We start from the raw sequence: 14,446 nt of genomic DNA, 5'->3' as shown, positions 1-14,446 counted from the left end.
CACTCGAGGCCCGTTGGCTCTTGGGCCCTTTGGCCTCGGGAAGGAACCGGCCCGAGCGCCGGTTCTCCATCACTCGGCCGCGACGCCCATGCGCATCTTTTCCATCTCGCGCAGCGCCCGGCGATATTCGACCGGCATCACCTTGACGAAACGCGGGCGAAAACTCTCCCAATCGTCGAGCATCGCCTTCGCCCGGCCCGAGCCGGTGTAGTGGAAATGGTTGGAGATCAACTGGAACAGCCGCTCGTCGTCGTGGCGGGTCATGTCGGAGGAGACGTCCACCCGCCCCTTGTGCTGGAGATCGCCGCCATGGTGGTGAAGCTTTTCCAGAAGATCGTCCTCTTCCGGGACGGGTTCCAGATCGACCATCGCCATGTTGCAGCGCTCGGCAAAATCGCCGAGTTCGTCATAGACATAGGCGACGCCGCCCGACATGCCGGCGGCGAAGTTGCGGCCGGTCTTGCCGAGAATGACCACGACACCGCCGGTCATGTATTCGCAGCCATGATCGCCGGCGCCCTCGACGACGGCGACGGCACCGGAGTTGCGGACCGCGAAGCGCTCGCCGGCAACGCCGCGGAAATAGCACTCGCCGGAGATCGCGCCGTAAAGGACGGTGTTGCCGACGATGATCGATTCTTCCGGCACGATGCGCGATTCGGGCTTCGGCCTGACGATCAGCTTGCCGCCGGACAGCCCCTTGCCGACATAGTCGTTGGCCTCGCCGGTGAGCTCGAAGGTAATGCCGCGGGCAAGGAACGCGCCGAAGCTCTGGCCGGCGGTGCCTTCGAGTTTCACGGTGATCGTGTCGTCGCGAAGGCCCTTCAGGCCGAAGCGCTTGGCGACTTCGCCCGACAGCATCGCCCCGGTCGAGCGGTCGACATTGATGATCTTCGTCTCGATCTCGACCTTCTGGCGGGCGGTCAGCGCCGCCTCGGCCTCGGCGATCAGCTTGCGATCGAGGATGTCGTCGATCGGGTGCTTCTGGCGCTCGGTCCAGCGCAGCGTCTCGGGCACGCCGTCGGGCTTGAAGAAGATGCCCGAGAAGTCGAGCCCCTTGGCCTTCCAGTGCTCGATCAGATCCTTCTTGTCGAGAAGCTGCGTCTCGCCGATCAGCTCGGAGAGATGCCTCACGCCGAGGGTCGCCATGATCTGGCGCACTTCCTCAGCGACGTAGAAGAAGAAGTTGATGACGTGCTCGGGCGTGCCCTTGAAGCGCTTGCGCAGCACCGGATCCTGGGTGGCGACGCCGACCGGACAGGTGTTGAGATGGCACTTCCTCATCATGATGCAGCCGGCCGCGATCAAGGGCGCGGTCGAGAAGCCGAACTCGTCGGCCCCGAGCAGCGCGCCGATGATGACGTCGCGGCCGGTTTTCAGCCCCCCGTCGACCTGCAGGCAAACGCGCGATCTCAGGCCGTTGAGCACCAGCGTCTGCTGGGTCTCGGCAAGGCCCATTTCCCAGGGGGAGCCGGCGTGCTTGATCGAGGTCAGCGGCGAGGCGCCGGTGCCGCCGTCATAGCCGGCGACGATGATGTGGTCGGCGCGCGCCTTGGCGACGCCCGCCGCGACCGTGCCAACACCGACCTCGGAGACGAGCTTGACCGAGATATCGGCCGCCGAATTGACGTTCTTCAGATCGTAGATCAGCTGCGCCAGATCCTCGATCGAATAGATGTCGTGGTGCGGCGGCGGCGAGATCAGTCCGACGCCCGGCGTCGAATGTCGCGTCTTGGCGATGGTCGCATCCACCTTGTGGCCGGGCAGCTGGCCGCCCTCGCCGGGCTTTGCGCCCTGCGCCACCTTGATCTGCAGCATGTCGGCATTGACGAGATATTCCGTCGTCACGCCGAAGCGGCCCGACGCGATCTGCTTGATCGCCGAGCGCTCGGGATTGGCCGAGCCGTCGCGCAGCGGCAGGAAGCGATCCGACTCCTCCCCGCCCTCGCCGGTGTTCGACTTGCCGCCGATCTGGTTCATCGCCTTGGCGAGCGTCGTGTGTGCCTCGCGGGAGATCGAGCCGAAGCTCATCGCACCGGTGCAGAAGCGCTTGACGATCTCCTTGGCCGGCTCGACCTCGTCCAGCGGGACGGGCTTGCGGCCCGCCTCTTCGGCCGACTTGATGCGGAACAGGCCGCGAATGGTCGAGGTCTCGACCGCCGCCTCGTTCACCTGGCGGGCGTAGTCCTCATACTTGTCGAAGGAGCCGGTGCGCACGGCATGCTGCAGCGTCGCGACGGCATCCGGCGACCACATGTGGCTCTCGCCGCGCATGCGGTAGACATACTCGCCGCCGACGGCGAGCGAGCGCTTCAGCACCGGGTCCTCGGAAAAGGCGAGGAGATGGCGCTCGGCGCTTTCACGGGCGATTTCCTCAAGACCCACGCCCTCGATCGTCGTCGCCGTGCCGGTGAAGAAGCGGTTCACGAATTCGCTCTTCAGACCGACGATGTCGAAGATCTGGGCCCCGCAATAGGACTGGTAGGTCGAGATGCCCATCTTGGACATGACCTTCAGGATGCCCTTGCCGATCGACTTGATGTAGCGCGTCACCACCTCGGTCGGATCGACCTCCGGCGGGAACTCGCCCTTGCGGTGCATCTCAAGAAGCGTGTCGAAGGCGAGATAGGGATTGATCGCCTCGGCGCCGTAGCCGGCGAGACAGGCGAAGTGATGCACCTCGCGCGGCTCGCCGCTCTCGATCACGAGACCGGCCGCCGTCCTCAGCCCCTTGCGGATCAGATGGTGGTGGACGGCGGCGCAGGCGAGAAGCGCCGGGATCGGCAGGCGGTCGGCGCCCACCTGCCGGTCGGAGAGAATGATGATGTTGTAGCCGCCGACGACGGCCGCTTCCGCCCGCTCGCACAGTCGGTCGAGCGCACCCGACATGCCCTCCGCGCCCTGCTCGGCCGGATAGGTCATGTCGATGGTCTTGGTGTCGAAGCGATCCTCGGTGTGGCCGATATTGCGGATCTTTTCGAGATCGCCATTGGTCAGGATCGGCTGGCGCACCTCGAGCCGCTTCTTGCGCGACGAGCCCTCGAGATCGAAGATGTTCGGGCGCGGTCCGATGAAGGAGACGAGGCTCATCACCAGCTCCTCGCGGATCGGGTCGATGGGCGGGTTGGTGACCTGGGCGAAGTTCTGCTTGAAATAGGTGTAGAGCAGCTTCGACTGCATCGACATCGCCGAGATCGGCGTGTCGGTGCCCATCGAGCCGATGGCTTCCTGGCCGGTGGTCGCCATCGGCGCCATCAGCGTGCGGGTGTCCTCGATCGTGTAGCCGAAGGCCTGCTGGCGATCGAGCAAGGAGACGTCCGAGCGCGAGGCTCTGGGTGCCACGGGCTTCAAATCTTCCAGGATGATCTGGGTGTTCTTCAGCCAGTCGCGATAGGGATTGGCCCCGGCGATCTCGTGCTTGATCTCCTCGTCGTCGATGATGCGGCCCTTTTCGAGGTCGATCAGGAGCATGCGGCCGGGCTGCAGCCGCCACTTCTTGACGATCTTTGCCTCGTCGATGGCCAGCGTTCCCGCCTCCGACGCCATGATGACGAGATCGTCGTCGGTGACCACGTAGCGGGCCGGGCGAAGGCCGTTGCGATCGAGCGTCGCGCCGATCTGGCGGCCATCGGTGAAGGCGACGGCGGCCGGCCCGTCCCAGGGCTCCATCAGCGCGGCGTGATATTCGTAGAAGGCCTGGGTCTCTCGGCCCATCTGCTTGTTGCCGGCCCAGGCCTCAGGGATCAGCATCATCATCGCATGGGTCAGCGAATAGCCGCCCTCGACGAGGAATTCGAGCGCATTGTCGAAGCAGGCGGTGTCCGACTGGCCTTCGTAGGAGATCGGCCAGAGCTTGGAGATGTCGTTGCCCAAGAGCTCGGAATCGACCGAGGCCTGACGGGCCGCCATCCAGTTGACGTTGCCTCTCAGCGTGTTGATTTCGCCGTTATGGGCGACCATCCGGTAGGGATGGGCGAGCTTCCAGGACGGGAAGGTGTTGGTCGAAAACCGCTGATGGACGAGGGCGAGCGCCGATTCGAACCGCTCGTCGGCCAGATCCTTGTAATAGGCGCCGAGCTGGTAGGACAGGAACATGCCCTTGTAGACGATGGTACGCGAGGACAGCGACACGACGTAAAAGCCGACATCGTCGCCGCCGGTCTGGCCCTGAATGCGATTCGAGACCACCTTGCGCAGGATATAGAGCCGGCGCTCGAAGTCGTCGTCGCTGGCGATCGAGGGCGAACGGCCGATGAAGATCTGCCGGTGAACAGGCTCGGTCGCGACGATCTCAGGAGCCTTGGAGAGCGATTCATTCGACACCGGCACGTCGCGCCAGCCCAGAACGGTCTGCCCCTCCTGACGCACCACCTCTTCGAACACGGCCTCGATCTCGGCGCGCTGGCCGGCATCCTGCGGCATGAAGATGTGGCCGACGCCGTAATGGCCGGGCTCTGGCAGGGTCACACCCTGCGCTTCCATCTCCTCGGCAAAGAACCGGTGCGGAATCTGGACGAGCATGCCCGCGCCGTCGCCCATCAGCGGATCGGCGCCGACGGCGCCGCGATGGGTGAGGTTCTGGACGATCTCGATGCCCTTCTCGACGATCGAGTGGGACTTGACGTTCTTCATATGCGCGATGAAGCCGACGCCGCAGGCATCGTGCTCGTTGCGCGGATCATAGAGCCCGATCTTTTTCGGCAGGCCGATCCGGTGAGGCGTGGCGGTTTCGGCCACGGCTTTGGCGTCAGATGGCGTCAGCTGAAGCTTCGCATGCGTCATCGTTTCGTCTCCCCATCGGTGCGGGGCCTTGATGCGGCCGCGCGAAATGGACCCGCCGCGATCCCCGCCTCTTGGCGATTTCGCCGCGAGCCGGAAATGCCGGATCAAAATTGTCTACGGGTTGGCCTTTTGCCATGCCCGGCTCTGTCAGGATAGAACCACGTCGCGCCGGAGCGCGCTGAGCCTCGAGCTTTCTTACGTGCAGGGCCGCATTTATGGCAGCACCCCTGTCCTATCCGAGGCAATATGGCAGAAGTCGGCGGCCGCGACAAGGCGGGCCTTGTCACCGGTGACAGATGGTCTTTCGGTACGCGAAGTGCCGCGACGCGATCGCAGCCGCGCCAATTCGTCTGCGTTGCCTGTCGCTCGCAGCAGCGAGGGGAGACGAACCGCCGAGCGCAGACGTCATCTTATTCGGCTGCCTCGCAGCGTCTTCACGTACACGTCATGGCTGCGCGCCAAGCCGACGAACAGACGACGGCCCGCGCCGATGGATCACGGGACGATGAAGGACGGCAAGGCTGGAATGATCGCGCAGGACGGTGCGAGCGTGGCCGCCGACCACTTGTCTGAGGATCGACGGCCGTTCTGTAACTCAAGCCTGCATCGGGCCTTGAATCAGAGGCGGCCGGGTGCCTGCCGGCTGCCTTCGTCGCGAGAGCATCTTTGGCTGCGATCACCGGCACACATATGTCCGGCCATCGACGCCGATATAGGTGTTGGATCGCGGGTCGTAGTAGCGATGATGGGCCTCGCAATAGGCGACATGCCTGTGCCAGTCATAGGCCACTGGGTAGACGGGAGCCGGATAGACGGGCGCGGGATAGTATCGCGGAGCGCTGGCCAGTTCCGAGCCGATGATGGCACCGGCTGCTAGCCCCGCCACCCCTGCGCCTATGGCGTAGCCTCCATGATGGTGGTGCCAGCCATGGGGAGGTGGCGGGCCGTGGGGATGCCGGTCCCCGTGATGGTGCCAGATCGGCATCGGCGCCGCTTCCGCTGTTCCGATACCCGCCGCGCCGAAAGCAATCGCCGCGGCAGACACTGCGATAAGCAACTTTTTCATGCGAACCTCCTATCGACACGACTGCGACACCGGACCATGCCAATACGTCTGCAAGTCGTTTCAAGAAAACGAGCATCCCGATCGGCCGGTTGCTGTCGGCAGAATTAATTCGCGTCCACATTCAGCCGTGCCGAGCCCTGCCCTGCCACGGGAAAGCGCGCCTTCGCCGCAAGTGTCGTCGCATGGACAGGCGCGGGCGCGTCGGCCGCACCGAACGGCCGGCTTGCCTCCAGCCGCACTGCGGTATAGGCAACCGCCCATGATCTTTGCTTCCGACAACTGGTCCGGCGCCCATCCCGCCGTCAACGCCGCCCTTGCCCGCCACAGCGAGGGCATGGCGAGCGCCTATGGTTCCAGCGATCTCGACAAGGCGGTCGAGAAGCGCTTCGACGAGATCTTCGAGCGCGAGGTCGCCGTCTTCTTCGTCGGCACCGGCACGGCGGCGAATTCCCTCGCGCTTGCCTCGGTCAACCGGCCGGGCGGCGTCGTCCTTTGCCACCGCGAGGCGCATATCGTCGAGGACGAATGCGGCGCGCCGGAATTCTTCACCCATGGCGCGCGCATGGCGCCCGTCGACGGGCCGAACGGGCTGATCGACGCGGCGAACCTGAAGCGCGAGATCGCGCGCTTCAAGCCGGACTTCGTCCATGCCGGCCAGCCCATGGCGGTCTCGATCTCGCAGCCGGGCGAGGCCGGCACGCTCTATACCGCCGACGAGATCGAGACGATCGCGACGATCGCCCATGACCGCGGCCTGACGCTGCACATGGACGGCGCGCGCTTCGCCAACGGCCTGATGGCGAGCGGGCTTTCGCCGGCCGAAATGACCTGGAAGCGCGGCGTCGACATCCTCTCCTTCGGCGCCACCAAGAACGGCTGCTGGTGCGCCGAGGCGATCGTCGTCTTCGACCCGGACAAGGCCTCGCAGTTCCCCTATATCCGCAAGCGCGGCGCCCAGCTCTTCTCCAAGACGCGCTTCGTCGCCGCCCAGTTCATGGCCTATTTCGAGGGCGGGCTGTGGCTCGACATGGCCGGCCATTCCAACCGCATGGCAAACCGGCTGCGCGAGGCGCTCGCCGCCTCGAATTCAGCGCGGGAGGCCTGGCCGACCCACAGCAACGAGGTTTTCGCCATCCTGCCGAGGGATCTCGATACCCGGCTGCGGGCTGAGGGCGCGGTGTTCTACGAGTGGAACCCGCCCCATTCGATGCCGGACCTGACGTCCGAGGACGAGACGCTGGTGCGCCTCGTCACCAGCTGGTCGACCGAAGAAGCCGACGTCGAGCGTTTCGCCAGCTTCCTGCGCTGATGCGGGCGGGGCGCAAGCCTTTCTCTCAGGCGACCGTTGCGGCCACGAAATCCGGATCCCGGATAATGACCCTCACGTAAGCCACTGCGTAGTCTGGAGCGGTGACCCTCGCATGCTCCCAATCTTGCAATGTGCCCAGCGGAACGTGGAACCTCTCGGCGAATTCCGCCTGAGAGATGCCAAGGGCCGTGCGAGCCGTCCTGATCAATCGGGAGCGCTGCGCCCTTTCGAGCCCCTCCGCCGACACGTCGAAGTCTTCCGCGTCGCTCGGATCATGCTTCAGCGCGATAGGATCTTTCTTCACCTTTGTTGCTCCTTCGAACTGAAATGTAGCGCCTCGTCTCGCCACGCCAGGTGAAGACCGCCGTATAGCACTTTGCATCGACAATCCCGATCGCCTTGAAGCGCTCTTCTCCATCGATCGGGCGAATGGAGGGATCACAAGGTGAAAGGCATCGTCGAAAACCCGATCGCCGAACAACAAAGGAACGCCGTGCCGCAACCGGTTGGTGGCATCCTTCGTCGGATCGTAGCGCTCCGTCATGGCAGACGTATAGACCGAATTTTCGTCGCTGCGACTGACATCAATCGGCGCGTTTCACGAGCTGGCGTCCCCGTTGAGGCGTCATGCGACGAAGGTACGCTGCCCCGCCCTTCCCTCGCCCCTGCCGAGCCTGTATCCTTGGCGCCAAGCCCGCAACAGGCTCTCCAGACAGGCATTCATGTCCACACCGAAAAATCCGACCTCCTCGCGCCCGAAGACGCCGGAGCGTATCGATTCGCGGCGCCGATCCGGCGGCAACGAGGCGAGCCCCATCAAGGGCGCGCCGATGCCGGTCAAGCGAGACCTCGCGCATCTGAAGCTATCGCCCGAAGAGACCCGCGCCTTTCTGGAATCGAGGCGCGGCGTGCGCTCAATGGAAGAAGCGCGCGAATGGCTGCAGCTGAGGGGCATCGACGACCTCGAATGCATCACCCCCGATCTCGCGGGCGTTGCCCGCGGCAAGATGATGCCGGCCAAGAAGTTCACCGGCAACACCTCGCTGGCGCTGCCCTCGGCCCTCTTCATGCACACCATCTCGGGCGAATACCCGGAAGAGAGCGGCGACTTCCGCTATTCGCCCAATGACGGCGATCTGAAGCTCGTGCCGGACCTGTCGACCCTGTCGCTGGTCCCCTGGGAGAACGATCCGACGGCGCAGGTGATCTGCGATCTCGTCGATCAGTCGGGCGCGGCCGTCGGCTACACGCCGCGCAACGTCCTCAAGCGGGTCCTCGACCTTTACGAGAACAGGGGCTGGAAGCCGGTCGTCGCGCCGGAGATCGAGTTCTATCTCGTCTCCAAGAACGTCGATCCGGACTATCCGCTGGTGCCGCCGATCGGCCGCTCCGGCCGGCAGATCCAGTCCGGCCAGTCCTATTCGATCGGCGGGGTCAACGAGTTCGACGAGCTGATCGACGACATCTACGACTTTTCCGACGCGCAGGGGCTGGAGATCGACACGCTGATCCACGAGGAGGGCGCGGCCCAGCTCGAGATCAACCTGCGCCACGGCAATCCGCTGGAGCTCGCCGATCAGGTCTTCATGTTCAAGCGCACGATCCGCGAGGCGGCGCTCGGCCAGGACATCTACGCGACCTTCATGGCCAAGCCCATCCAGGGCCAGCCGGGCTCGGCCATGCACATCCATCAATCGGTGGTCGATGCGAGAACGGGCAGGAACGTCTTTTCCAACGAGGACGGCACGGCCTCCGAACAGTTCTATCACTTCCTCGGCGGCATGCAGAACTACGTGCCGAAAGCCATTTTGATGATGGCGCCCTACGTCAATTCCTATCGCCGCCTGACCTATGGCATGGGCGCGCCGACCAACACCGCCTGGGGCTTCGACAATCGCACCACGGCATTTCGCGTGCCCAATTCCGATCCCGCCGGCCGGCGCGTCGAGAACCGCCTGCCCTCCTCCGACGCCAACCCCTATCTCGCCATTGCGGCCTCGCTCGCCGCCGGCTATCTCGGCATGGTCGGCCATGTCGCGCCCGACGATCCGACCGATCGCACGGTGAACGAGGACGGCGAGATCGAACTGCCGCGGGGCCTTCTCGAGGCGGTCGCCGCCTTCGAGGCGGAGGAGCATTTCAAGGAGGTTTTCAGCCGCGAATTCGTCGGCACCTATGCCGGCGTCAAGCGCGGCGAGCACGAGACCTTCATGCAGGTGATCAGCCCCTGGGAGCGCGAATTCCTGCTCTTACAGGTCTGACATGAGCGACACTTACCTTTCGCCGATCGCAGCCGGCCGGTCCTACTATCAGGATACGGTCGAAAGACCGCGCTTTCAGAGCCTCGAAGGCTCCATCAAGACCGACGTCCTCGTCGTCGGCGGCGGCTTTACCGGGCTTTCGGCGGCGATCCATCTGGCGCGCAGCGGCGTCGACGTGACGCTGGTCGAGGCGCACCGCTTCGGCGACGGTGCCTCGGGCAGGAATGGCGGCCAGATGGGCACCGGCCAGCGTATCTGGCCGGGCGAGGTCGAGGCACTCTACGGCTTCGAGCGCTCCAAGGCGCTGTTCGATCTCGCCGAGGAGGCGAAAGCCCATCTCTTCGAATTCATCGCCGCCAACGACATCGACGCCGATCTCAGGATGGGTCAGCTCTCCGTCGCCCACAAGCGCAAGTATCTGCCGGACTATCACGGTCAGGTCGACGTCCTCAAAAGCCGCTACGACTATGACAGCGTCAGCTACATGGACGCCGACGAGACGGCCGAACGGCTCGGCTCGACGCGCTATTTCGGCGGCATCCGCGACACCGGCACCGGCCATGTCAATCCGCTGAAGCTCATCGTCGGCCTGGCCAGGGTGGCCGCGGCGAGCGGCGCGACGCTTTTCGAAGACACCAGGATCCTCTCGACCCGGCGCGTCGACGGGCGGATCGTCGCGGTGACGGGAGCGGGCGAGATATCGGCCGAGCGCGTGCTCTATGCCGTCAACGCCTATGGTCCCAAGCTCGACAGGACGATCGACGCCCATGTCATGCCGATCAACTCCTTCATCGGCGCGACCGAGCCCCTGTCGGAAGCCGACGGCGTCCTGCCGGGGAACGAGGCTTGCGACGATTCGCGCTTCGTCGTGCGTTACTTTCGCAAGAGCATCGACAACCGCCTCCTCTTCGGCGGCCGCGAAGCCTACACATCCGAGGCGGGAGACATTACCCGCCACATCCGCAAGCAGATCGCCGACGTTTACCCGCATCTCAAGAGCGTTCGCATTACCCATGCCTGGGGCGGCTCCGTCGGCATCACCATGCAACGGCTGCCCTTCGTGCGCACGCTGTCGCCGGGCGTGACGACGATCGGCGGGTTTTCCGGCCATGGCGTGATGCTGGCGAACTTTGCCGGCAGGCTCTACGCCGAGCGCGTCGCCGGCAATCGCGATCGGCTGTCGGAATTCGAGGCGCTCGATATTCCCGCCTTTCCCGGCGGACGACGGCTGCGGGCGCCGCTTCTGTTCCTAGCCATGACCTGGTTTTCTTTACGGGATAGATTATAGTGCCAGTAATGGTTTCAGATTTTTGACGATACACGCTAAAGATGGCCGGACAGGGCGCGATGAACCCTCAAAATTTGCCGGCTAAGGATCATTTGTGCTTGAGATCGCCGATTTTGTGCTCACACGACTTACCGAATCCGGTTTACGGACTACCTTTTGATCGTCGCCGTTCGGAATTTTCCGGCGCCAGTGCTACACCTTCGTCGAGACTACGGCCAAAAATAAAATTGATCCCTCGCAAAGGTGGCGATCGTTCAGAGATTTCAAGGACAAGTCGCCACACGCTTTCAGACTGACCTTCGCACGAAAACGCGCAGGGCCTTGCAAGGGCATAAAAAGAAACACAATTCGGATTTCGATGAACGAGTTTGCCGCTCTCACCGTCACAGACATGCCCAGAATTCGCAGGACCATCGGATCAGATGACCTCCGGACGTTTTTGCGCGCCCGCACGGCAGACGGCCATGCACGGCTCGACGGCAGATTGGGGGCGGTTGCCTCTGCCCCGACGGCAGACGATCACCATCGCTTCATCCTGATGAACCTCGTCGCCTATCGGGCGCTGTCGCGCTTCGTCAGCTCTCGGTCGCATGGCGAAACCGGGCCCGTGGCGGCGATGACGAAAGCCGGCCTCGATCGTCTCGAAAACGATGCCCGGTCGATGGGGATCGATTGCGACGGCCAACTTGGCTTTGATCTGCCGTCCTACCAGACGCCGGAGGCCGCCGGTCTCGCCTATGTTCTCGAGGGCTCGAAGCTCGGCGCCAAGGTCATCCATCGCCGTCTCGTGAAGGCGGGTCTGCTGGCGCCGGAGACCGGAATTTCCGCCGTGTTTCTTGCAAGCGCGTTCGAGCCCACCGACAGGGCACCGGCGGACAGGCCGGGGCCGATGCCGATCTTCGCAGCTCTCGCCTCGCAGGTCGAAGACGAAGACGGCCCCCGCGGGCGGGCCGTGAACGCAGCCATCGCAACATTCGCTCTGTTCGAGCGTTCTCTCGATCATGTCGTCGCAACCCGGGACAAAAAGGAATCGTCGCGATGAATTTCCGCGAGACGTCCTCTCCCGAGGTTGATCTTTCCAATTGCGACCGTGAACCCATTCATATGCTCGGCCGGGTCCAGCGCTTCGGCTATCTCGTCGCGATGTCGATGGACTGGATCATCCAGCACGTCTCGGCGAATGTGGAGGATGTCTTCGGCCAGGGGCCGGACGACCTTCTCGGCATGCCGCTTGCGGAGCTCCTGCCTGCATCGGCCATCCACACCATTCGCGGCCGGCTGCAGCTCCTGTCTCCGAACGAGGGCTCGGAGCGCGCCTTCAGCATCGACCTTCTGGAGGATGGCCGGCACTTCGACCTCGCCGTCCACATCTCCGACAGCTCGATCGTCATCGAGCTGGAAGTTGCCGACGACGCCTCGATGCACACGATCAATCCCGGCTCGCTGATCAAGGCGATGATCGCGCGCATCCAGCGCTGCTCGACGAACGAAGCCCTGTTCAACGAATGCGTCCGCCAGCTGAAGGCCGCGACCGGTTTCGACCGCGTCATGCTTTACCGCTTTGCCGATGGCGGCTCGGGCAGCGTCGTCGCCGAAGCCTTGAACCGCGGGCTGGAGCCGTTCCACGGCCTGAACTATCCGGCGAGCGATATTCCCCGCCAGGCACGCCGTCTCTACCTCAAGAACCGCATCCGGATCATTTCGAACGTCGATGCGGTCGACGTCGATGTCGTGCCGCCGACGAGCCCCACGGGCGCGCCGCTCGATCTGTCTCTCTCCGTCACCAGGGCCGTCTCGCCGATCCACATCGAATATCTGAAGAACATGGGCGTGTGCGCCTCGTTCTCGATCTCGATCGTCATCGACGACAAGCTGTGGGGTCTCTTCGCCCTGCATCATTACTCGCCGCGCCATCTCGCAATGGAGATGCGCTCGACGCTGGATCTGTTCGGCGAGATCATCTCGCTCGTCATCGAGGGTCGGCTGGCCAAGCAGATGCGCCGGATCGAGGAAGAGGCCCGCGATGCCCACGACCGCGTCGTCGGGCGCCTCGTCGCGACCTCGCCGACGATGGAAGAGCTGATCGACTTCGCCGACGACTTTCGCGAACTCATCCCCTGCGACGGATTCGCCGTCTGGGCGAAGGACGTCGTGCGCACCGTCGGCCGGTGCCCGTTCCCCGACGAGATGCCGGGGATCTCGCGTTTTCTTAACCGCGCGGCGGCAAGCCGCGTCTACGCCACCGATGATCTCTCCTCGGTCTATCCCAAGGCGCAGGAATTCACCGACCGTGCGGCCGGACTTCTGGCGATACCGATCTCGCGTTCACCGCGCGACTACCTGATCTTCTTCCGCAAGGAGATCGTCGAGACCGTCTCCTGGGCCGGGCGGCCGGACGACAAGCCCGTGGAATACGGGCCGAACGGGCCGAGGCTGACGCCCCGCAAGAGCTTCGAGACGTGGCAGGAGACCGTACGCGGCAAATCGACACCGTGGTCGCTCGCGGACATGCGGGCGGCCGAGGCGCTTCGGGTCTCGATCCTCGAGGTGCTTCTGCGCTTCAACGAGGAGGCCGAGCGCCAGCAGCAGCGCGCGACCCAGAACCAGGAACTTTTGATCGCTGAGCTCAACCATCGGGTCCGCAACATCCTGAGCCTGATGCGCGCCCTCGTCGTGCAGAGCCGCGCGGGCGCCAAGACGGTCGACGAATTTGCCAAGATTATCGGTGGCCGGATCCAGGCCCTGGCGCGCGCTCACGACCAGATCACCAACGACCATTATCAGGCGCAGAGCTTGCGCGCGATCATCCAGACCGAGATCGAGGCCTATATCGGCCACAAGGTCAGCCGGGTGCATCTCGACGGCCCGCCCATTCTCGTCGATGCCAAGGCGTTCTCGACCCTCGCCCTCGTCTTCCATGAAATGGTGACGAATTCCGCCAAATATGGTGGCCTGTCCGACTCGCGCGGGTCGATCGACATCCGGTGGCGGATCGACGAGCACGAGGCCTGCGAAATCCTCTGGCGCGAGAGCGACGGGCCGCCCGTCCAACCGCCAACGCGGCGCGGATTCGGCTCGACGATCATCGAGCGGTCGATCCCGCACGATCTTGGCGGCGAGGTCTCCGTCGACTACCAGCTGAGCGGCGTTCGCGCCCGGTTCCTGCTCCCGCCGCAGGTCTTCTGGCTCGACGAGGAAAAGCTCGATGCGCACAATCATGGCAAGGAAAGCGACCAAGTGAACGGTCAAACTGCCGATATCGTCGAAGACACCGCCTTGTCTGCCTTGAGCGGAAAGTCCGGCCTCGTCGTCGAGGACAACATGATCATCTCGCTCGATGCCGAGCAGATCCTTCTCGACCAGGGCGCCTCGCGGGTTCTCACTGCCATGAATGTCAGCGAAGCCCGACGGATCATCGAGAACGAGGCGATCCATGTGGCATTGCTCGACGTCAATCTGGGGAGCGAGACGAGCTTCGCGCTGGTCCCGGCGCTGCAGGAAAAGGGCATCCCCTTCGTGTTCGTCACCGGCTATGGCGAAAAGCTGGACCTGCCGGAAACCGTCAATGCCGGGGTCGAGGCGATCAAGAAGCCGTTCGCGGCAGACCAGCTGATCGAGGCATTGGAGCGCGCCATCGCCCGCAGCGGCGGCTGAGGCAGCGACGATCTCAGGCCTGCGGCACCGCTTGCTCGCTCCGGCGAGCGCGATAGATGCATTCCGGATGCACCGCAAGCACCTCA

Annotated in this window: 9 protein-coding genes; 5 read left to right on the top strand and 4 right to left on the bottom strand. The window is 64.2% G+C overall.

Features of this window, described 5'->3' with window-relative positions:
• Nucleotides 1-69 precede the first annotated feature (69 nt).
• Together gltB and J6595_RS14430 are read right to left on the bottom strand one after the other, a co-directional pair.
• Complete coding sequence (gltB, locus tag J6595_RS14435; RefSeq protein WP_209595269.1) at nucleotides 70-4,782, bottom strand: glutamate synthase large subunit; 4,713 nt, start codon at nucleotides 4,780-4,782, stop codon at nucleotides 70-72.
• 676 nt (nucleotides 4,783-5,458) lie between these two features.
• Complete coding sequence (locus J6595_RS14430) at nucleotides 5,459-5,848, bottom strand: BA14K family protein (RefSeq protein ID WP_209595268.1); 390 nt, start codon at nucleotides 5,846-5,848, stop codon at nucleotides 5,459-5,461.
• A gap of 259 nt (nucleotides 5,849-6,107) precedes the next feature.
• Between J6595_RS14430 and J6595_RS14425 the strand changes: the two genes are divergently transcribed.
• Nucleotides 6,108-7,157 (top strand): threonine aldolase family protein, encoded by a 1,050-nt coding sequence (locus tag J6595_RS14425; RefSeq protein ID WP_209595267.1) that lies wholly within the window; start codon nucleotides 6,108-6,110, stop codon nucleotides 7,155-7,157.
• A gap of 25 nt (nucleotides 7,158-7,182) precedes the next feature.
• Here J6595_RS14425 and J6595_RS22560 read toward each other — a convergent pair whose 3' ends face one another.
• Together J6595_RS22560 and J6595_RS22555 are read right to left on the bottom strand one after the other, a co-directional pair.
• Complete coding sequence (locus J6595_RS22560) at nucleotides 7,183-7,404, bottom strand: helix-turn-helix domain-containing protein (protein ID WP_342453208.1); 222 nt, start codon at nucleotides 7,402-7,404, stop codon at nucleotides 7,183-7,185.
• A 25-nt stretch (nucleotides 7,405-7,429) separates the two neighbouring features.
• Nucleotides 7,430-7,546 carry a BrnT family toxin gene (locus J6595_RS22555; RefSeq protein WP_342453207.1) on the bottom strand — a complete coding sequence of 39 codons (117 nt, stop codon included), beginning with the start codon at nucleotides 7,544-7,546 and terminating at the stop codon, nucleotides 7,430-7,432.
• Between the two features lie 441 nt (nucleotides 7,547-7,987).
• On the opposite strand from J6595_RS22555, the gene J6595_RS14410 reads away from it, so the two are divergent.
• From J6595_RS14410 to J6595_RS14395, 4 genes are all read left to right on the top strand, one after another.
• A complete protein-coding gene (locus tag J6595_RS14410) occupies nucleotides 7,988-9,418 on the top strand; it encodes a glutamine synthetase family protein (protein ID WP_209595323.1) in 1,431 nt (476 codons plus the stop codon).
• Nucleotide 9,419: 1 nt separating this feature from the next.
• Nucleotides 9,420-10,706 (top strand): NAD(P)/FAD-dependent oxidoreductase, encoded by a 1,287-nt coding sequence (locus J6595_RS14405; RefSeq protein ID WP_209595265.1) that lies wholly within the window; start codon nucleotides 9,420-9,422, stop codon nucleotides 10,704-10,706.
• A gap of 358 nt (nucleotides 10,707-11,064) precedes the next feature.
• Nucleotides 11,065-11,748 (top strand): biliverdin-producing heme oxygenase, encoded by a 684-nt coding sequence (locus J6595_RS14400; protein ID WP_209595264.1) that lies wholly within the window; start codon nucleotides 11,065-11,067, stop codon nucleotides 11,746-11,748.
• Nucleotides 11,745-14,360 (top strand): HWE histidine kinase domain-containing protein, encoded by a 2,616-nt coding sequence (locus J6595_RS14395; RefSeq protein ID WP_209595263.1) that lies wholly within the window; start codon nucleotides 11,745-11,747, stop codon nucleotides 14,358-14,360. The genes J6595_RS14400 and J6595_RS14395 overlap by 4 nt, the downstream gene beginning before the upstream one ends.
• Nucleotides 14,361-14,446 lie beyond the last annotated feature (86 nt).

The organism is Jiella mangrovi, from assembly GCF_017815135.1.
GTDB classification, from domain to species: domain Bacteria; phylum Pseudomonadota; class Alphaproteobacteria; order Rhizobiales; family Rhizobiaceae; genus Jiella; species Jiella mangrovi.
The sequence above is the reverse complement of the archived record's forward strand: the minus strand, read 5'-3'. Positions and strand labels throughout refer to the sequence as shown.

Coding starts and splice junctions, on each gene's coding strand:
- J6595_RS14400 (WP_209595264.1), top strand. CDS start 11,065: ATGAACGAGTTTGCCGCTCTCACCGTCACAGACATGCCCAGAATTCGC.
- J6595_RS14395 (WP_209595263.1), top strand. CDS start 11,745: ATGAATTTCCGCGAGACGTCCTCTCCCGAGGTTGATCTTTCCAATTGC.
- J6595_RS14425 (WP_209595267.1), top strand. CDS start 6,108: ATGATCTTTGCTTCCGACAACTGGTCCGGCGCCCATCCCGCCGTCAAC.
- J6595_RS14410 (WP_209595323.1), top strand. CDS start 7,988: ATGCCGGTCAAGCGAGACCTCGCGCATCTGAAGCTATCGCCCGAAGAG.
- gltB (WP_209595269.1), bottom strand. CDS start 4,782: ATGACGCATGCGAAGCTTCAGCTGACGCCATCTGACGCCAAAGCCGTG.
- J6595_RS14430 (WP_209595268.1), bottom strand. CDS start 5,848: ATGAAAAAGTTGCTTATCGCAGTGTCTGCCGCGGCGATTGCTTTCGGC.
- J6595_RS14405 (WP_209595265.1), top strand. CDS start 9,420: ATGAGCGACACTTACCTTTCGCCGATCGCAGCCGGCCGGTCCTACTAT.